Annotated in this window: 14 protein-coding genes and 1 pseudogene; 13 read left to right on the top strand and 2 right to left on the bottom strand. The window is 42.4% G+C overall.

The window, feature by feature from the left end; translation table 11 throughout:
- Positions 1–239 precede the first annotated feature (239 nt).
- The 10 genes and pseudogenes from pepN to rmf all read left to right on the top strand — a co-directional run bounded on the left by pepN (position 240) and on the right by rmf (position 16,948).
- Positions 240–2,846, top strand: a complete 2,607-nt coding sequence (gene pepN / locus VOR_RS0115245) for an aminopeptidase N (RefSeq protein WP_010320561.1) — start codon at positions 240–242, stop codon at positions 2,844–2,846.
- Positions 2,847–2,911: 65 nt separating this feature from the next.
- The gene (locus VOR_RS18575; RefSeq protein WP_010320560.1) at positions 2,912–3,130 is read left to right on the top strand and encodes a DUF2835 domain-containing protein; all 219 of its coding nucleotides are present in this window, start codon (positions 2,912–2,914) and stop codon (positions 3,128–3,130) included.
- Between the two features lie 182 nt (positions 3,131–3,312).
- Positions 3,313–8,154, top strand: coding sequence for an NAD-glutamate dehydrogenase (locus VOR_RS0115235; protein ID WP_010320559.1), 4,842 nt, complete (start codon positions 3,313–3,315; stop codon positions 8,152–8,154).
- A gap of 45 nt (positions 8,155–8,199) precedes the next feature.
- Entirely contained in the window at positions 8,200–9,210 is a 1,011-nt protein-coding gene (pyrD, locus tag VOR_RS0115230) for a quinone-dependent dihydroorotate dehydrogenase (protein ID WP_010320558.1), read from the top strand.
- 189 nt (positions 9,211–9,399) lie between these two features.
- Positions 9,400–9,942 carry a cell division protein ZapC gene (locus VOR_RS0115225; protein ID WP_010320557.1) on the top strand — a complete coding sequence of 181 codons (543 nt, stop codon included), beginning with the start codon at positions 9,400–9,402 and terminating at the stop codon, positions 9,940–9,942.
- 476 nt (positions 9,943–10,418) lie between these two features.
- A pseudogene (gene rlmKL / locus VOR_RS18040) lies at positions 10,419–12,548 on the top strand (bifunctional 23S rRNA (guanine(2069)-N(7))-methyltransferase RlmK/23S rRNA (guanine(2445)-N(2))-methyltransferase RlmL).
- A 3-nt stretch (positions 12,549–12,551) separates the two neighbouring features.
- A complete protein-coding gene (locus tag VOR_RS0115215) occupies positions 12,552–12,800 on the top strand; it encodes a glutaredoxin family protein (protein ID WP_033197480.1) in 249 nt (82 codons plus the stop codon).
- Positions 12,778–14,694 carry an ABC transporter ATP-binding protein gene (locus VOR_RS0115210; protein ID WP_010320555.1) on the top strand — a complete coding sequence of 639 codons (1,917 nt, stop codon included), beginning with the start codon at positions 12,778–12,780 and terminating at the stop codon, positions 14,692–14,694. The genes VOR_RS0115215 and VOR_RS0115210 overlap by 23 nt, the downstream gene beginning before the upstream one ends.
- A 9-nt stretch (positions 14,695–14,703) precedes the next feature.
- A complete protein-coding gene (locus VOR_RS0115205; protein ID WP_010320554.1) occupies positions 14,704–16,605 on the top strand; it encodes a DUF3466 family protein in 1,902 nt (633 codons plus the stop codon).
- A gap of 169 nt (positions 16,606–16,774) precedes the next feature.
- Positions 16,775–16,948 carry a ribosome modulation factor gene (gene rmf / locus VOR_RS0115200; RefSeq protein ID WP_010320553.1) on the top strand — a complete coding sequence of 58 codons (174 nt, stop codon included), beginning with the start codon at positions 16,775–16,777 and terminating at the stop codon, positions 16,946–16,948.
- A 136-nt stretch (positions 16,949–17,084) separates the two neighbouring features.
- Here rmf and fabA read toward each other — a convergent pair whose 3' ends face one another.
- Together fabA and VOR_RS0115190 are read right to left on the bottom strand one after the other, a co-directional pair.
- Positions 17,085–17,603 carry a bifunctional 3-hydroxydecanoyl-ACP dehydratase/trans-2-decenoyl-ACP isomerase gene (gene fabA / locus VOR_RS0115195; RefSeq protein ID WP_010320552.1) on the bottom strand — a complete coding sequence of 173 codons (519 nt, stop codon included), beginning with the start codon at positions 17,601–17,603 and terminating at the stop codon, positions 17,085–17,087.
- A gap of 71 nt (positions 17,604–17,674) precedes the next feature.
- Positions 17,675–19,318: a S16 family serine protease gene (locus tag VOR_RS0115190; protein WP_010320551.1), complete on the bottom strand. Its 1,644-nt coding sequence runs from the start codon at positions 19,316–19,318 to the stop codon at positions 17,675–17,677.
- Positions 19,319–19,482: 164 nt separating this feature from the next.
- Between VOR_RS0115190 and matP the strand changes: the two genes are divergently transcribed.
- The 3 genes from matP to VOR_RS0115175 all read left to right on the top strand — a co-directional run bounded on the left by matP (position 19,483) and on the right by VOR_RS0115175 (position 20,728).
- Positions 19,483–19,932, top strand: coding sequence for a macrodomain Ter protein MatP (gene matP, locus VOR_RS0115185; RefSeq protein WP_010320550.1), 450 nt, complete (start codon positions 19,483–19,485; stop codon positions 19,930–19,932).
- A gap of 14 nt (positions 19,933–19,946) precedes the next feature.
- Positions 19,947–20,264, top strand: a complete 318-nt coding sequence (locus VOR_RS0115180) for a DUF3634 family protein (protein WP_010320549.1) — start codon at positions 19,947–19,949, stop codon at positions 20,262–20,264.
- A gap of 128 nt (positions 20,265–20,392) precedes the next feature.
- Positions 20,393–20,728: a hypothetical protein gene (locus VOR_RS0115175; RefSeq protein ID WP_010320548.1), complete on the top strand. Its 336-nt coding sequence runs from the start codon at positions 20,393–20,395 to the stop codon at positions 20,726–20,728.
- Positions 20,729–21,032: the final 304 nt, after the last annotated feature.

Below are 21,032 nucleotides of genomic sequence, written 5' to 3'. Positions count from 1 at the left end.
CGGCTGTTTTAGCGCGAGTTCATCAGTAGTCTTGCAATCTTCTATCATAAGAAAGGCTGTGAGTGAAATCTGTTGATATATGAGTAAATTGTCAGCGCCATAGCGAGGTATTTGCCTAAAATACCTCGTTTTTCGTTTTGAGGGGTTGTTATTAATAGTAACAAGCCTTAGATCTATAGCCATCTTACTGAATGTTTATCAAAAACGTCACATTCCACTCTGTCAACAAGGATTCCGACATGGCTCATACACCTCAAGCCAAGTATCGCAAAAATTATCAATCTCCATCACATACCATTATGGATCTCGAATTAATATTCGATCTCTTTGATACCAACACCATCGTGACTGCCGTTTCTCACGTTAAGCAGCAAAAAGAGAGTAACCAATTGGTGCTGGATGGTGAAAACCTTGAGCTGAAATCGCTCAAAGTGAATGGCATCGAATGGCAAGATTTTCAGCTGCTTGAGACAGGGCTTTCGCTCTCATCACTACCTCAAGAGTTTGAATTGGAGATCGTGACACTGATTAACCCAGAAGCGAATACCGCATTAGAAGGGTTGTACAAATCGGGTGGTGCGTTCTGTACTCAGTGTGAAGCGGAAGGCTTCCGCCGCATCACTTACTTCCTCGATCGTCCAGACGTTCTTGCAAAATACACAACGACCGTGATTGCTGACAAAAAAGATTACCCATTTTTATTAAGTAACGGTAACCGTATCGAACATGGCGATCTCGCAGAAGGGCGTCATTGGGTGAAGTGGCAAGATCCACATCCGAAACCTGCTTACTTATTTGCTCTCGTTGCGGGTGATTTTGACGTATTACGTGATCAATATAAAACCAAGTCTGGTCGCGATGTTGCCCTCGCGATTTTTGTTGATAAAGGTAACCTTGACCGCGCTTCTCACGCAATGACATCACTTATCAACGCAATGAAGTGGGACGAAGAACGCTTCGGCTTAGAGTATGATCTCGACATCTACATGATCGTTGCCGTTGACTTTTTCAACATGGGTGCGATGGAGAATAAAGGCCTTAACATCTTTAACTCCAAGTTTGTGTTAGCCAATGAAAAAACCGCTACCGATACTGATTATTTAGGTATTGAAGCGGTGATTGGCCACGAATATTTCCATAACTGGACTGGTAACCGCGTCACTTGTCGTGATTGGTTCCAACTAAGCCTAAAAGAAGGCCTAACGGTATTCCGTGACCAAGAATTTTCGTCTGATTTAGGGTCGAGAGCTGTCAATCGCATTAATAATGTACGCATTATTCGCGGGCCACAATTTGCGGAAGATGCCAGCCCAATGTCACACCCAATTCGTCCCGATAAAGTGATAGAAATGAATAACTTCTATACATTAACTGTCTATGAAAAGGGCAGTGAAGTGATTCGTATGATGCATACGTTATTGGGTGAAACGAATTTCCAAAAAGGGATGAAGCTCTATTTTGAGCGTCATGATGGCACGGCCGCGACCTGCGAAGATTTTGTGGCAGCGATGGAAGATGCTTCTGGCGTCGATCTTACTCAATTCCGTTTATGGTATAGCCAATCTGGTACACCGATTGTTTCAGTGAGCACTGAATATGACGCACAACAGAAAACCTATGCCTTAACCGTAGAGCAAACAACCGAACCAACGCACGAGCAAAAAGAGAAAGCAGCGCTGCATATTCCTTTTGATGTTGAGTTATACACCGCTCATGGTGATGTAATTGAGTTACAATGTAACGGAAAGCGAATCTCTAATATACTGAATGTAACACAGGCTAAGCAGACCTTCGTGTTTGAAAATGTGCCAGAGAAACCGATCCCTTCCTTATTGCGCGAATTTTCAGCACCAGTGAAACTGGAGTATGACTACAGTGATGATGAGCTGATCTTCTTGATGGTCAATGCTCGCAACGAATTTGCTCGCTGGGACGCAGGCCAAATGTTGTTAGCCAAATATATCCGTAGCAATGTGTTTGGAGTGCAGTCGGGTAAGGCGGCGGATTTGCCAGAATCGGTAGTTGATGCATTCCGTGGTGTGTTACTGAGTGAGGTTCTAGAGCCTGCTTTTATTGCGGAAATGCTCTCATTACCTAGCCATAATGAGGTTTCTGGTTGGTATAAACGTGTGGATGTTGATGCCATAGCGACCGTACTTAAAGCGATGAAAGTACAGCTTGCTAACGCATTGCAAGACGAGCTCAATGCGGTTTACCACAGTTTAAGACAGACAGCATACAGCATTGAATACAGTGCAATTGGTGAACGAGCATTGCGCAATACTTGCCTTGCTTATTTAGCTTATACCGACCAAGGCAATGATTTGGTGCTGGCTCAGTATCACAGCGCCAGCAACATGACTGACACCATCGCCGCTATGAGCGCTGCGAATAGTGCACAGCTTATGTGCCGTCAAGCACTGATGGATGATTACAGCAATAAATGGAAACACGATGGATTGGTGATGGATAAATGGTTTGCACTACAAGGGACTAACCCCGCGCCAAGTGTTTTGGATACCATTCAACAAACCATGAAACATGAAGCATTTAGCTTAAAAAATCCAAATCGTACGCGCAGCTTGATTGGTTCATTCCTCAGCGCAAATCCGGTTCATTTCCATGCCAAATCGGGTGAGGGATACCGTTTTGCAGGACAGATATTGCGTGAACTCAATGATAGTAACCCCCAAGTTGCGTCGCGTTTAATTGATCCTTTACTCAAATTCAGGCTCTACGATGAAGCTCGCCAAGCAATGATGAAATCGGAGTTGGAGAGTTTGAAGTCAATGGAAAATTTAGCTCGAGATCTGTTTGAAAAAGTGACGAAAGCACTCGAATCTTAATGATCTGAATTCTATTCAGAGCGAGGGGATGAATACGTCTCCTCGCTCTATTTTGGTTAACAGCTATGAAGCAATATTATTTTACTCTCAACATTTCCTATCAAACTTACTTAGCGCACTATTCTGGCGTAGCAAGCTCTGTACAAGTCTACACAGATCAGGGTTTACGTCTTCAGCTACCAGCGTCTCGATTTCGTCCATTTCTTAGTCAAATTGGATTAAAAGGTCGATTTCGGCTGACAACTGACCAAAATAATAAGTTTGTAAAGTTAGAAACTCTGTGAAGGGTTGATTTCCTAGATATTTAAATAGGAATCTTAATCACATTCTCAAACATTTCACCTCAGGATATCTCCAAAACTATTAACTATTTGTCAATAAAGCTTTTACAATAAAGCAAGCATTACCAATGGTAAGCGCTATGCTTACCACATACCCTACAAAAATAATAATCTTGGAGTCTACTATGACTGCGCGTGAAACTTTAGTGCCAGTTCTGCTTGAAAAAGTGTACAAACTGATTCAAGACAAACTCGATCTTGCTCATCAACCTCTCGTTACTCAACTTGCTCAACATCTATTTAGTAACATTTCGAAAGATGATCTGACTGAACGTAATGAATCTGACTTATACGGTGCGGTAGTTAGCCTATGGCACCATATTAACGAGAAAAAACCAGAAGAGCGTTCAGTGCGGGTGTTTAACCCAACAGTAAGTCGTCAAGGTTGGCAGTCAACGCACACGATTGTTGAAATTGTCATACCAGATAGTCCATTTCTTGTTGACTCCACCAAAATGGCGCTCAGCCGTTTGGATTTATCGTCACATCTTATGCTCAATGGTCCAACACAAATCGTGCGAGCCGAAAATGGCGTTATCGCATCGATAAATCAAGGCGAGGGCGACCTACAATCTCTTTTTCATATTGAAGTTGACCGCCTTAGCAGCAAAGAAGCGATGACGCAATTAAAAAATGAATTGCTTAGTATTTTGAGTGATACGGCTTTGGTGGTGCAAGATTGGCGACCAATGTCAGAAAGGTTGCTGCAAGTGATTGCACAATTGGAGACACAAAAAGAATTTATTCCTGTAGAAAGTGATCGTTACGAAGAGACCATTAAATTCCTCAAGTGGATGGGACATCATAATTTTACTTTCATGGGGTACAAAGAATACGATCTCGTGACCGTTGAAGGTGACACAGAACTGAGACCAACAGCAGAGCAAGGGTTGGGCCTATTTTCTGACTCAAAACGTGTGCGCAGCGTAAAATTATCCGACTTTCCTGATTCTGCGCGCCTTGAAGCCAAAAAACCTTTTTTATTGATTGTTACTAAAGGTAATACTCAATCGCGTATTCACCGCCCGGCTTATACCGATTACATTGGTGTTAAAAAATTCGATAAAGCAGGTAAAGTTATTGGTGAGCATCGCTTCACTGGCTTGTATACCTCTGCGGTATATAACCAAAGCATCGAAACGATTCCACTGATCCGTGAAAAAGTAGAACGCATCTTAAAAGCGAGCGGTTATCGCTCAGGTTCATATTCCTACAAAGCGCTGCACAATATTCTAGAAAACTATCCTCGTGATGAGTTACTGCAAGCACGTGAAGAAGAGATGTTAGAAGTGGGGATGGGCGTGGTGCAAATGCAAGATAGAGATTTGCTACGTCTGTTTGTTCGTAAAGACCCGTTTGGTCGTTTCTTCAGTTGCATGGTTTATGTGACCAAAGAGCGCTATAACACCGAGCTTCGCCGGCAGACACAACGAATTTTCAAACAATACTTTGGTTGCGAGCAAGATGTTGAGTTCACGACTTATTTCTCAGAAAGCCCACTAGCAAGAACACACTACATCGTGCGTGTTGATAATAATAATATGGATGTCGATGTAAAAACGATAGAGCAGAATTTAATGGAAGCATCATCAACTTGGGATGATCGTTTATCAGATGCGATCGTGGCAAACTTTGGAGAGAGTAAAGGCTTGCCGTTATCGAAAGAGTATATGCACGCATTTCCTCGTTCTTACAAAGAAGACATGATGCCGGGTTCTGCGGTGGATGATATTCAACGATTGGAAGCCTTAGATGAAGAGCACAAACTTGGTATGTTGTTCTACCGCCCACAAGAAGAAGCGGCCGATTCAAAAGCGGTACGTTTAAAGCTGTATCATCGTGACGAGCCAATCCACCTTTCTGATGTGATGCCAATGTTGGAAAACCTAGGATTGAGAGTGATCGGAGAGTCACCTTATGAAGTGCGCAAGTTAAATGGACAAACCTATTGGATCTTAGATTTCTCAATGCTGCATAAGAGCGATAACAGTGTCGATCTTCGAGAAGCAAGAGATCGTTTCCAGCAAGCGTTTGCGGCTATTTGGGCGGGAGAATTAGAGAGCGATGGTTTCAACCGATTGGTATTAGGGGCGTCATTAACTGGCCGTGAAGTATCGATTCTTCGTGCTTATGCACGTTACATGCGTCAAGTGGGCTTTCCATTCAGTCAGCATTATATTGAAGATACACTCAGCCATTACCCTGATGTGGCAAAAGGGCTGGTAGAGCTATTCTTAAAGCGTTTTGATCCTAAATATAAAGGGGCTCAAAAAGGACAAATGGATCTTATCGACGCTATTACGGAAGAGTTAGATCGTGTTGATAGCTTAGATGATGATCGTATTATTCGTCGTTACATGGAAATGATCAGTGCGACGATCCGTACTAACTACTTCCAGTTGGATGAACACAATCAGATCAAACCTTGGCTTTCTTTGAAAATGAAGCCGAAAGAGATTCCTGAAATTCCAGCTCCTGTACCGGCTTTTGAAATCTTCGTTTATGCACCTGATATTGAAGGTGTTCATTTACGTGGTGGTAAAGTAGCACGTGGCGGATTACGTTGGTCTGATCGCCAAGAAGATTTCCGTACCGAGATTCTAGGGTTAGTGAAAGCGCAACAGGTAAAAAATACCGTTATTGTTCCGGTGGGAGCAAAAGGTGGTTTTGTGTGTAAGAAACAGCACATGTTTACCACACGTGATGAGATCTTTGCCGAGGGACAACGCTGCTATAAACGTTTTATTCGTGCATTACTCGATGTTTCCGACAATATTATTGAAGGCGAAGTCGTTCCACCTAAAAATGTCGTTCGTCATGATGAGGATGACCCTTACTTAGTAGTAGCAGCGGATAAAGGGACAGCAACATTTTCCGATTTGGCTAACTCAGTGTCAGCAGAATACAATTTCTGGTTAGGTGACGCTTTTGCTTCTGGTGGTTCAAATGGTTACGACCATAAAGCTATGGGGATTACCGCAAAAGGAGGATGGGAGTCAGTCAAGCGCCACTTCCGTGAAATGGGCATTAACTGCCAAACCACAGATTTCACAGCGATTGGTATCGGTGATATGGCTGGAGATGTGTTTGGCAACGGTATGCTGCTGTCTAAACACATCTGTTTGCAAGCAGCGTTTAACCATTTGCATATTTTCATCGATCCAACACCAAATTCAGCAAAAAGTTGGGAAGAGCGCAATCGCTTATTCAACACGCCACGATCTAGCTGGGAAGATTACAACGCAAAGTTGCTCTCAAAAGGTGGTGGCATCTTCTCTCGCAAAGCGAAATCGATCACATTAACGCCTGAAATTCAAAAAATGATCGGCACGAAGAAGGCTTCTGTTGCGCCTAATGAGCTGATTAAAATGATCTTGAAAATGGAAGTGGATCTTCTGTGGAACGGAGGTATCGGCACCTATGTTAAATCATCGAAAGAGAGCCATTCTGATGTAGGTGACCGTGCTAACGATGCTCTAAGAATTGATGGACGCGATCTTCGTACAAAAGTGATCGGTGAAGGCGGTAACTTAGGTATGACTCAACTTGGACGTGTTGAGTATGCATTAACTGGTGGTCGTGTTAATACCGACTTTGTTGATAACGTTGGCGGCGTCGATTGCTCGGATAATGAAGTCAATATTAAGATCTTCTTGAATGGTTTGGTGGCGAATGGTGCTCTTACCGTCAAACAACGTAATCAGATCTTAGAGTCGATGGAAGATGAAGTCGGAGGCATCGTTATTGAAGATGCTTACGCTCAATCTGAAGCTATTTCTGTCACTGAGCAACAGGGTGTATCGTTAGTTAAGGAGCAGATTCGTTTCATCCATGCTATGGAAAAAGCAGGGCACCTTGACCGAGCATTGGAATATATTCCAGATGATGAAACTTTGCTTGAGCGTGAGAAGCAGGGATTTGCATTAACCCGTCCGGAGCTATCGGTATTAGTGGCATACGGCAAAATGGTGCTGAAAGAGGAATTGGCTTGTGAAGAGATTTCACACGATGAATTCCATTCACAGCAGTTGATCAACTATTTCCCTACTGAGTTACGTCGTAACTATTCTCATCACATGCAACAGCATCCACTTCGTGCAGAGATCATTGCTACGGCTCTGGCCAACCAGATGGTGAACGAAATGGGATGTAATTTCGTGACCCGTCTGCAAGAAGAGACTGGTGCGAATGTTGTCGATATTGCCAATGCTTACACTGCGGCAAGAGAAATTTATGGTTTAGGCCATGTTCTCGAGCAGGTTCGTTTACTCGACAATAAAGCAGAAGCTGATGCACAGTACGATGTAATCTTTTTAGTGCGCCGAACCTTACGCCGCTTATCTCGTTGGTTGTTGCGTAATCGTTCAGGCAAACAATCGGTCAAAGATTTGATTGCGCTTTATCAAACTGACGTCAATGCCGTTTCCGCAGAGCTAGACAATATGCTCGTTGCTGAAGAGGTTGCAGAGCATAATGCGATGGCTCAAGTCTGGATTGATAAAGGCATTAACTCAGAACTGGCGAATTACGTTGCTCGTTTATCAAGCTTGCACTCAGCACTGGATATATCCACAGTGGCACGTGATAAAGGTAAGACCGTTGCGCAGACAGCTAAGCTGTACTTTAACTTAGGTGATCGTTTATCACTGCACTGGTTCTTAAAACAGATTAACGGTCAAGCGGTGGATAACAACTGGCAAGCACTAGCACGTGCTGAGTTTCGTGAAGATTTAGACTGGCAGCAGCGTCAACTCACTGCGCAAGTATTGAATTGTACTTGTGCGCCAGAAGAACTCGATGTGATGAAAGCACTGGATGAATGGATTGCCAGTAATGAAGTATCCTTAATGCGCTGGGAGAGTATCCTCAACGAATTTAAAGTCGGTGCAGTACATGAATTTGCAAAATTTTCGGTAGCATTAAGAGAATTAGTACTTTTAAATTTGAATTGTGCAGCAAATGAGTAAATAATAATGCCCCGTTTATACGGGGCTTTTTATTTCGGAGGCACAATGCTCTACCGCTTAGCCAGGACTGGCTTTTTTCAACTTGATGCCGAAAAGGCACATGATCTCGCCATTGAAAACTTTAAACGTTTCACAGGCACTCCTCTTGATCTCTTCTATCGTCAACACTTACCCAATCGCCCAGTCGAATGCATGGGTTTAACTTTTAAAAACCCTGTAGGTTTGGCCGCTGGCCTAGATAAAAATGGGGAATGCATAGAAGCTTTTGGTGCAATGGGGTTTGGTTTTGTCGAAGTTGGTACCGTGACTCCACGTCCTCAATCTGGTAACGATAAACCGCGTTTATTCCGTTTGATCCAAGCGGAAGGCATTATCAATCGAATGGGCTTTAACAACTTAGGTGTCGACAACCTGGTTGAGAACGTTAAGAAAGCCAAATATGACGGCATTATCGGTATCAACATTGGAAAGAATAAAGATACACCGATTGAGAATGGGGCAGATGACTATCTTATTTGTATGGAGAAAGTGTATCCCTATGCTGGTTACATAGCGGTGAACATTTCATCCCCCAACACTCCTGGGTTACGGACGTTACAATATGGTGAGGCATTGGATGATTTGCTTGCCGTACTGAAAGCGAAGCAATCTGAATTGGCTAAGCTGCATAATAAATACGTTCCACTAACATTAAAGATCGCCCCCGACCTTTCTCATGACGAGCTTAAACAAATTTGCCAATCGTTACTCAAGCATAATATTGATGGCGTTATCGCGACTAATACCACATTAGATCGGTCGCTGGTGGAAGGTATGAAATTCTCGAATGAAGCGGGTGGGTTAAGTGGCCGTCCCGTTCAATCAAGAAGTACTGAAGTGATTAAGTGCTTGTATCAAGAGTTGGGTGATAAGCTGCCCATTATTGGAGTGGGTGGTATTGATTCTTGTATCGCTGCAAAAGAAAAAATGTTGGCGGGCGCGAAACTAGTACAAGTCTATTCAGGATTCATTTATCACGGCCCAGGTTTAGTGAGAGATATTGTCAAGAACCTGTAAATAAGTGCGATTTAAAGGTATTGACTCAGAAGAATAAAAAGTGACTGGGTCGAAGTAAGAGGGAATGAGTTATTCATTTCCTCTTTTTTTTTATATTTCTGTTCTTAAAATTACATTCACTAGCTGGCAAAGGTAATTAAGCGTTTTACCAAATAGTTTGATAATTCATTAAAATTAGAGAGTGGAACGATGCTTAAACCAAGTGACAAATGGAGTTGGTATTATTCAGATAGCGAAAGCTGTCTGATGTTGTACCTTGGTGATGAGATGGTTTTTAAGACCAATCTTTACCGTAATCTGCTCGTCGATTGTGCTTTTGCTGAGAATCATTTTTCAGTCGATGATGCGAGTGCCTTCCAAACCTACAAAGAGCAAATTGCCTATTTAGGTTTAAGTGAGCCAAGACAAGCCGAATTAGCACTCTATTGTGTTGCCGCTAAGCGTTTTCATAAACCTGTCCAGCCTAAAAGTTGGTTTTTTGATCATCAAGGCTACGGTTTTGAACCGAGTGAAGGTGACATTGTTCGGTTGGTCAACGGCTACAGCCAAGGTTATTTCATCGTACTTGAGGTAGGGGACTGTGCTAGTCTTTGCGCCTTAGTCGATTTGGATGCGTTCATACTAAATGGCTCCAAACAGCTGGAATTCGGACAGGTCATTAAGGTTATGCATGACCGTATGGCTTGCGCCAATCATATTTTGCTCGAAGAGCACGTTGCTCTTGTGAGTTAACTTTTCCCTAATAGCACAACGTTTCGTTCCTTTGTTTCATTTCCCATCGGCTTAATAGCCGATTTTTTTTGCCTAGAGCTTTTCCCCAACTCAATCCTATCCGCCTGAATTCGATCTTAAATGTGAGATTTGTTCAGGATTCTGATGTTTTTTTCTTCAAAAGTGACGTTATAAACAGTGTCTACATCGCTAGAAATGGCCGACATATTCCCATTTTTAGCTCATTTGTAATTAATTTACACTGTAAAAAATAATCTGGTATAGTCCAATTTTACCGTGAATAAATACTCACTTATCCCGTAGGCCTTGCTATATCTAGTAAGATATTTTTGCAATGCTCGAAGCTTGTCTATTTGTAAAATTGGCGAGTAGTTAAGCAATTGAATGGTTGAGAAGGTGAAAGAGACACTTTGTTTTACTCAAGCGTGGGATTGTCAGGTATAATGCGTGGTCATTTTTATCAGTAAAAGAGCAGTATGAATCAATATCTAGCGGTTACCTCAAACGGTCTTGAGAACCTATTAGTTGAAGAACTAACCAAATTAGGGATTACGGACGCAAAACCCGTGCAGGCCGGGGTAAAATTTAAAGCGTCGAAAGAGCAGATTTATCGCTGTTGTTTGTGGAGCCGTCTAGCATCAAGATTTGTTCGCGTCCTCTCTGAATTTACCTGCCAAAATGATATGGATCTTTACTTGTCAGCAAGTTCAGTGAACTGGGTTAATCATTTTCATAGTTCGAAAAAATTTGTTGTCGACTTTAACGGCACTAATAACGAAATCCGTAACAGTCAGTACGGCGCGATGAAAGTAAAGGATGCGGTTGTCGACTGTTTCACCAAAAAGAACTTACCGCGCCCTTCGATCGATAAAGATCATGCAGATCTTCGTGTCCATGTGCGCTTGCATAAAGATAAAGCCATTTTAGGGATTGATATGGTGGGCGGTGGTTTACATCAGCGCGGTTACCGTACCGAAGCGGGGCGAGCACCACTTCGTGAAACATTAGCAGCAGCTATTATTTTGCGTAGTGGATGGGGTGAAACGAGGCCACTGCTCGACCCAATGTGTGGTTCTGGTACTTTGCTCATTGAGGCGGCCATGATGGCTGCTGGTATGGCCCCTAGTCTCAAGCGTCCAAAGTGGAGTTTCGAAGCTTTAGAGGATTTTGATGCAGAACTGTGGGCGCAAATAAAATCAGAAGCCAATGTTCAAGCAAGGCGTGGTGTCAAAAAAGTTGATTGTAAGTTCTTTGGTTTTGATAACGATGCACGAGTGCTGCAAACCGCGAAAGATAACGCTCGCCGCGCAGGGGTTGAAGAACTGATTACCTTCCAGCTGGGTGATGCGGCACTGATCAAACGTCCTGAAGGGTTTGAGGATGGTGTGGTTATCTGTAATCCACCCTATGGTGAACGTTTAGGTACACATCCTGGTTTGATTGCTTTATATACGGCATTTGGTGGTCAATTAAAGGCTGAATTTGGCGGTTGCCAAGCGTCGATTTTCTCAAGCTCTGACGAATTACTCAGTTGTTTGCGTATGCGCGCTGAAAAGCAGTTTAAGTTAAATAACGGTGCGTTACCTTGTCACCAAAAGAACTACTCAATTTCATTGCGCACGGTAGAACCGGGAGCGTCTATTTCTCAAGAATCGGTGATCGCTCCTGATTTTTCGAATCGTTTAAAGAAAAATATTGCGAAAATTGGTAAGTGGGCGAAACGTGAATCACTTGATTGCTATCGTATTTATGATGCTGATTTGCCTGAATACAATGTTGCGATCGATGTTTATCTCGACCACCTAGTGATCCAAGAATACGCCGCACCTAAAGATATTCCAGAAGAAAAGGCGAAACGCCGTTTAACAGATATCATTCGTGCCGCGATTCAAGTCACCGGAACAGAAGCCAATAAAGTTGTACTCAAAGTTCGTGAAAAACAGAAAGGGCGCTCTCAATATCAAAAATTAGGGCAAATTTCTGAAACAATGGAAGTGAACGAGTATGGCGTTAAACTGATTGTCAATTTACATGATTATCTCGATACGGGTTTATTCCTTGATCATAAATTGACGCGTCGTCGCTTAGGGCAAATGGCAAAGGGTAAAGACTTCCTCAATCTATTTGCTTACACCGGCTCTGCAACCGTTCATGCCGCTTGCGGTGGAGCAAAATCAACCATGACGGTTGATATGTCTAAAACTTATTTAGAATGGGCTAAAGACAACTTAAAGCTCAACGGTCAAGTTGGACACCAGCATCGCTTTGAACAAGCCGACTGTGTGCAATGGCTAGAGACGGCCAAAGAACAATTTGATTTGATATTTATCGATCCGCCGACATTCTAAAATTCCAAACGTATGGAACACACATTTGATGTGCAACGCGATCATATTAAGTTGATGGAAAATTTAAAACGTATCCTACGTCCAGAAGGTACGATTGTGTTTTCAAACAATAAACGACATTTTAAAATGGATTTAGAAGCGCTAGCTGAGCTTGGTTTAGTTGCTCAAAATATTTCAGCACAAACATTACCACTGGATTTTGAACGTAACAAACAGATCCATAACTGCTGGACGATTTCCCATGCATGCAGTGAATAGGGAATGAAGTTGTTCACGCTTTACAGTACTGAAGGATGCCATCTCTGTGAGATGGCATTTCAGCTTGTTCAGCAGGCAAACATGGCTGAACAAGTACAACTTGTTGATATTGCATTTGATGATGCGCTCTTCTCTCGTTACGGGGTCACTATTCCGGTTCTTAAATACCAAGAATCCGAACTGAGCTGGCCCTTTGACCAACAAACATTACTTCATTGGTTAGAAAATAATGGCATTAATTACCATCCATAACGGTCAATTAGCATTTGGTGACCACCCATTACTCGATCACGCAGATTTCGCATTGCAAGAAAATGAACGAGTTTGTCTCGTCGGCCGGAACGGTGCAGGCAAGTCGACTATGATGAAAGTTCTTGCGAGAGAAATCATCATGGACGACGGGAAAATGCAGATAGAACAAGATGTTGTTGTTTCTCGATTAGAACAAGATCCGCCTAGAGATGAAGCCGGCACCGTTTTTGATTATGTTGCTGGTGGATTAGCGGAAGTTGGTGAGTATCTAAAGATCTATCAAGATCTTTTGGATCTCATCGTTGTCGATCCAAGTGAAAGTAATATCAATAAGTTATCTCGCATTCAAGAGCAGCTAGAGCATACAGGGGCATGGCGTTTTGAAGAACGTATCCAAAATGTTCTGGCGGCTTTGAAACTGGATGGCCACACCAAACTAACGGATTTATCCGGTGGATGGCAGCGTAAAGCGGCTCTTGCAAGAGCACTAGTGTGTGATCCTGATGTCCTTTTGCTTGATGAACCGACTAACCACCTTGATGTAACCACTATCGAATGGCTCGAAGGCTTTTTGAAAGATTTTAGAGGCTCGATCATCTTTGTATCGCATGACCGGACGTTCATCCACTCAATGGCGACTCGCATTGTTGATCTTGACCGCGGTAAACTCAGCTCGTTTCCTGGTGATTATGATCAGTACCTTGTCGCCAAGGAAGAAGCCTTGCGCGTAGAAGAGATGCAAAATGCCGAGTTTGATAAGAAATTGGCCCAAGAAGAAGTTTGGATTCGCCAAGGCATCAAAGCGCGTCGTACTCGTAACGAAGGGCGTGTAAGAGCACTCAAGAAGCTAAGAGAAGAGCGTAATGATCGCCGTGAGGTACAGGGCAAAGCAAACTTGCAAATCGATGACGCTGCGCGTTCAGGAAAAATTGTCTTCGAAGCAAAAGATATTAGCTATAGCATCGATGGCAAAAATATTGTCTCTAACTTCAGTTTCAATATCATGCGCGGTGATCGCATTGCACTTATTGGTCCTAATGGATGCGGTAAAAGTACACTGCTGAAACTGCTGTTGGGTGATTTACAGCCTCAGAGTGGCAAATTACATTGCGGTACCAAACTTGAAGTTGCTTATTTTGATCAGTACCGTGAGATCCTCGATCCTGAGAAGTCGGTAATTGACAACTTAGCTGACGGAAAACAGGAAGTGATGGTGGCTGGGCGCCCACGGCACGCATTAAGCTATTTACAAGATTTCTTGTTTGCCCCTAAACGTGCGAGAACGCCAGTAAAAGCGCTATCTGGTGGTGAGAAAAACAGACTGTTGCTTGCTCGTATTTTCCTCAAACCGAATAATTTATTGATTTTAGATGAACCAACCAACGATTTAGATATCGAAACTTTGGAACTTTTAGAAGATTTGCTTGCCAATTACCAAGGCACATTGCTGCTTGTCAGCCACGATCGTCAATTTGTTGATAATACTGTAACAACGAGTTGGATTTTTGAAGGCGATGGCAAAATTGAAGAATTTGTTGGAGGCTATCACGATACTCAGCAACAAAGAGCTCAAGTTTTGCAGTCACGAGTTGCTGAAAATGTCAGCAATAAAGAAAAAGTGGTTGAGGAAACTCTCAAAACAGCGCCAATTAAGACAAAACCTAAAAAGTTATCTTATAAACTGCAGCGAGAAATGGATGAGTTGCCCGCAATGTTAGAGCAACTTGAGAATGATATTGAAATGCTTCAACAGCAAGTGAACGATCCTGAGTTTTTCATGCAATCAGCAGACAAAACACAGCCCGTTTTAGATAAGTTAACTGCGAAAGAGCAGGAGCTTGAAATTGCTTTCGAGCGCTGGGAAGAGCTCGAAGCAATGCAACAGGAAAGTTAGAGATTATTAATGAGTAGTAAAACATTTAAAATCACCGTAATTGCGGCCAGTATTCTGGCTGCCACTCAAGCTCATGCTGCACTTTACCAAATTGTAGAAGTGACACCCGGTAACGTAGTCGCTAATGAATATTATGGAAGGGCAATACAAAAAGATAACCTTTCAGCAAATCCTCTTGGATGTTTTACGGCCGGAAGTAGCTGTAATACTTTTGCGCTCGGTGGCGATACGCTCAATGGTTCTGATGGTATTTCCTATCGTGATGAAGTGCCATTCAAAATGGATAATCGTTTTGTTTATCAGGATATTGATGATCTCAAAAGCTATTGCTCTAGCGAACTCGGTTATTCTACTTGTGAGGCATGGGCTGATAAGCAGTGGCATGGTTTTGAGTACAACAATGTTGAAACTGGCGGTTTGAAACGTGAGCGCGATGCTTGGGATAATGGCAGTTATCTACAAAATGCAGCAGCCTTTGTAGGCTCATCGAAAGTAGCATTGCCTTTTGGTCCTATTGCAAATACTCAGAATACCGTTTTAACTGGGTTAGACGGCACTGCTGCCTTTGGTATTACGAGCAGCGGTTACACACAGTCTGGAAGTAATTACGCTCTAGGCTACCGTCAACGTGGTTTTTATGGTCAGACAATATTAAACCCACCAACAGATACGTCCATTGTTAGCGATACTAACAATAAAATTGTTGAAAAAATGGGTCGAACATTTGCCTATGATGTATTTGGTGATAGCCCAAATAAGTTTGTAGTCGGCAGTGCATCGGTAAGCCCTTACCTAACTGGAAATAGCGATGACGACAATAAAGATTATAACGGTGATGTTAACTCTTGTGTGAATGATGGTCTCGATCCACAGTTAACTCGTCAGTGTCAAAATTTTGCTTTTGCCACTCAAGCCTATATTTGGGATGTGACAGATACTAGTAACATAAAGAGTTACCGCGTAACAGGTTGGATTGGCGATGTCACCGCTAATCGCAGTGGCTATTCGGCACAAGCAAGTGTAAGAGGCGCTGCTATTGCTTCTCCTACATCAGGTAAATACGCTAACAAGCCGGTTATGGCCGGTTTTAATACCTATCGCGATGACAATGTGTTTAGAATGCAAGCAACGGTATTCTATCCCAAGGATGCTTATACACAACCAGCTAATGATGTATGGGAAAGTAAAGTTATTTTTGGCACAGAACTGAAAGTGGATGGAGATGTGATTTACTCCAACTCATTAGCGACTGATATTAATAATAATTTAATCGTGATCGGCGAAACAAAACGCAGAGGCGACAAACCTGAAAGCGGCGCAGCAGCAAACCGTATTTTCGTGGCAGAAGATAAAGATAATAGCGGAAAACCTGTAGCTAACTATCTATCAGGTGGAATTTTCTTTACTGGTGCTGGCGGTGAAGCGAAAGCGATCAACAATTTCAATGAAATTGTCGGTCAAATTGATGCTGAAAAAGGTCGTGAAGATAGAGGTAAACAACGCCGTCATCGTGGTTTTATCTACCCTTTTAATGCTTCTAGTAGTAATGCGGCAAGAATGGCGTTGTTCCAAAACCAAGGTTGGTGGTTAGACGATCTAACCAATGGCGGAACTTACTCACAGAGTAATAACCAATTCCGTATTTTTGAAGCATCAGATATCAACGATGATGGAGTGATTGCTGCAAGTGCATTTAAATGTACTGGCGGCTATGACGACTTATCGCATAACTCATACTGTACTTCTGGAAGTGAAAGTGTTGTCGCGATTAAATTGATCCCGATTGCTGGCGCGGCGGCTAGCGATATTGAAGTCCGCAGCACGGAACTTCCACCCGTTGAACGTAAAGGGGGTAGTATGGGCTGGATTACTCTGACACTACTTGCTCTCTTTGGGTTCCGCAGAAAATAATTAAATAGTGTAAAGAATGGCGCAAGTTCACAATTTATAATCTGCGCCTTTTTTGTAACTTGAGAAAGTCGAATTTTTGAGCAATTCTTAATTGTGGTGTAACAGATATGCCATGTAGATTTAATAGTTGTATGTAAGACACAAGTTACTGTATGAGGACTACACTATGATGAAGAGACAAAAGCGTGATCGCCTTGAAAGAGCACAGTCTCATGGGTATAAAGCTGGCTTAAACGGACGTTCCGTAGAGGCTTGCCCTTATCAACAAACGGACGCTCGTTCATATTGGCTAGGTGGTTGGCGCGATGCCAGAGATGACAAACAAGCTGGTCTCTACAAATAAACTCCAACATACATGCAAAAGGATTTAAGCCCCGGAAGGGGCTTTTTAGTATTTAAGTCACTCTAGGGCACTATAACTAAGTATTTTGATCACTAAAAAGCGACTCTATGAGTCGCTTGTGAGCAATTTAACGCCATTAAAAGGCAGAAGTATCTTGGAAAAGACCTACTTTTAAGTCCTTTGCAACGTAAATCTCTTTGCCATCGACAAGAACGCGACCATCAGCTAGGCCCATCACAAGTTTACGGTTAACAACGCGTTTCATCGTGATTTCGTAAGTGACTCTTTTTGCTGTTGGTAGGATCTGACCTGTGAACTTGACTTCACCAACACCTAATGCCCGGCCTTTTCCTTTGCCACCAACCCAGCCAAGGAAGAAACCAACCAATTGCCACATCGCATCTAAACCTAAACAGCCAGGCATTACAGGATCGCCAGGGAAATGGCAATCAAAGAACCACAGATCAGGAGTAATATCTAACTCAGCAAGAATAAGGCCTTTACCATACTCGCCCTCGGTTTCTGACATTTTGGTGATGCGGTCCATCATCAACATATTTGGCGCTGGCAATTGAGGGTAGCCAGGACCGAAAAGCTCACCTTGGCTAGAGGCTAGTAAGTCTTCACGATTATATGAATCTCGTTTATTCTGCATTATCAATTACTCCAATTTTTGATAGGGTGCATATTAGGGAACACGTGTACGCTAAACAACTCCGATCAGTGCTACACAAACCAGTTTTTAATGCGCTCTGCAATACTGTGTGATTGGTCATGCCTTTCAAAGTTTTCAATACGTTGAGCAATTTTATTAATGATGCTTTCTTCGTCATCGCCTCTGAATGACGCACCCATAAGGATCGGTACGGCTTCATCAACTGTAGCGACTGGCCAAATATGAAATTCATCATTTTTAATGCTATTGACTACATCTTTATGAAGCGCAAGATGTTTTAGATTTGTTCTTGGTAGAATGACGCCTTGTCCACCCGTGAATCCCTGATGTTTACACACATGGTAGAAGCCTTCAATTTTTTCGTTTAGCCCGCCAACAGCTTGAACTCGCCCGAATTGATCAACCGCCCCTGTCACTGCGATTTGTTGGTTAATGGGATGTTCAGATAAAGCGCTTACTAAAGAGCATAACTCGGCTAGTGATGCACTGTCGCCATCCACTTCGCTGTATGATTGTTCGAAGACAACCGAGGCCGAATAGGGAAGCGGTGCATCAAGGTTCATTGAGCTGCTTACAAAGGCTTGCATTATCATCATGCCTTTTGCATGCAAGTTACCACCGAGCTCGGCTTTGCGTTCGACATCGGTAATATCACCGTCACCAAAGTGCACAACGCATGAGATACGAGCTGGTTCACCGTAGGAAAGAGGATGACCAGCAACATCGATCACCGTTAATCCATTGACTTGGCCGACTTGTTCGCCTTGAGTTTCGATAATGACTTGTCCATCAAGTATATCGTCGAGTGCTCGTTGCTGCAGATAAGACTCTCGATAATAGCGTTTGTCTAAGGCACTTTCGATATGAGATTTAGTAATCGGATACTGATTTGACTCTAAGGCCGCTTCTTCTATGAGTGTTCTGTGCCATATTACACATAACGGTGTGTAATGTTGATCTTCCGTGAAACGGGCACCTGCGGTCATAAGAGCAGGAATGGCATCTTCAGTCAGTGTAGGGAGTTGGTATTCTTCAGATATCCAACGTAAATAAGCGAGATAGGTCAATATCGATTGTTCATCAATTTTCAGGTCCAACTCTAATTCGGTGTAGAAACAAAAGCTTGAGCGGACGTCTGCATCCAAATAGTCGACATCGGCTAACTGGTTCCTATCACCTAAAATGATCAGTTTGACCTCATATTTTTTAGAGATTGGTGAGGGGTGTGGTGATTTAGCATCACAATTAATCGGGCTGACATCTTCGCCTAATACAGCCGCTTTTAATAATGGCCACATTTTAGGATTAGCCAACAGCATATTAGCGGAGATCAGAAGATAACCACCATTGGCTTTATCCAATAAACCAGGAATTTCGCTGGTGATAAGCCCATTTTCAGCGCGGTATTGGCCAAAGATAGTCCCCATATCGAGGGACTCGGTACAAATAACGTGCGAGTTTGGCTTTATTACTTGAAGTTTTTGACTGACTAATTGACGATAGATTGAGTTATCTGGCGCGTTGATCAACATCACTCGTGTAAAACCTTTCAATTGAACAAACTGCTGAATAGCGGTTGCTAGTCTGGGCTGTGTGTCGAGTAATGTTACCGGAGATAGACTAGGGTACTGAGCTAGTTGCGAGTGGAATTGATCATACTGAGGTGTGACTGAACGCCAAATATTTTGAGTCATTGAAATCTAGTGTTTATTAAAAGAAGCCAGATTATATAGAAAAATAGCAATGTCTAACAGCTCCATTATTATGCTTGATCTTGTTCGCTTTTTTGAATCCAAAAATTGAACTCTGAACGATGGTGGGTTACGCTGTCACCCTAACTTGGCATGGATTTTACGTTATGAAATATCAACAGCTTGAAAATTTGGAATCGGGTTGGAAGTGGCAATACTTAATTAATAAGTGGAAAGATGGCGAAACAATCACTCGTTATGTAGACAAAAGCGAAGCTCTAGCTGCAATTGAACAGTTAAAAAAAATAGAGCATGAACCCAATCTGGTTCTTGGGTGGATTGATCAGCACATGTCACTTGAACTGAGTAATAAACTCAAGCAAGCAATTAGAGCCAAACGCAAACGCCACTTTAATGCAGAGCAACTACATACCAGAAAGAAATCTATCGATCTCGATTATCGTGTATGGGAAAAATTATCTTATCGAGCCAATGAGCTTGGCTGCACTTTGTCTGACGCGATTGAATACCTGTTAAGTGAAGCATCTCGTAGCGAAAAGGCGAGTAGAACCGTCTCCAGTTTAAAAGAAGATTTAAATAAATTACTGTCTGAATAAGAAAGGAGATAAAAATGTTGTATGTCATTCTGGCTGCTGCGGTAGTTATCTTTTGGTTAGTCGTTGTTGATCGGCCTGCGTTGAAAGTTAAATTCAAAGATGGTGTCGCAGTTCAAGTTAAAGGTCATTTCCCTCCAAGCTTTAAACATAATGTGATTGAGATTGCTGAAAAGACAGGCTTTAGCGGCGAACTAAAAGTTTACCAGCAAAGAACGGGCGCTAAGTTGGTTTTTTCTAAAGAAGTTCCTAAAAAAATTCAACAGCGTATTCGTAATGTGTTTCCTCATCAGGGATTTAATACAAAAGAGCAACGAACCAATAAGTTACATTGAGTCTGCCATTCTTAAGTTACAGATTGTTTTCATTAAAAAACGAACATCGTCGAAACGATTAACTTTACACATCGTCCATTTATAACTCGCTGATATCATGATTGAAGTCTCTGTAAAGGTTCTCGACGATGAAAAAAATCTGTGTAGTTATCATTTCGTTAGTGATAGTGGTTTTCTGTTCAAAGGGCTATGCCGACGATTCAGAAAGTAATCCTGTTGCGAAATCAATAAAACAGCAAACACTGAAAGCTCTTAAAAAATATAGATCTAAGCTTGATGGATATTGTGACGTGATGATCGAAATAAAGCATGTTCAAAGTTATGCAGAAATTGTAGGCGTTGGGACAAACGGTGATTACCAAATCTGCGCGAAAGCAAAATCTAAAATTAAGATAGGCAAAAAATTTAAATATAAAGTGCCAGAGAAATACATACGGATACAAATCAATGCAGCAGAGTTATGAGTTATTCGACTGACAACAACTGTAGTGCGCATTATGGTTATGAGTTATGTTGAGGGTTTGCCTCTGGCCTGAAAGCCGTCAAACGTGGGGGCGCGATATGCTCAATTAGAAAGGTCAGCTTGTCTGGCCTTTTTTAATGCTCATCGAGCACATAGTTTTACAATTGAAGCCCGTAATATAATTCGCATAATGCGCACTCATCCCACCAAATGACATACCTACCGGTTCAGTACGTCAAAAATGACATACCTGATTTCTGCCGCTCGCCACAGTGCGAGCTAATCTTTGATTAGTCGAGCTGCGT

This window comes from Vibrio ordalii ATCC 33509 (assembly GCA_000257205.1).
Classification (GTDB): Bacteria; Pseudomonadota; Gammaproteobacteria; order Enterobacterales; family Vibrionaceae; genus Vibrio; species Vibrio ordalii.
Note: the sequence above shows the minus strand (reverse complement) of the source record. Positions and strands in the feature narration are given on the sequence as shown.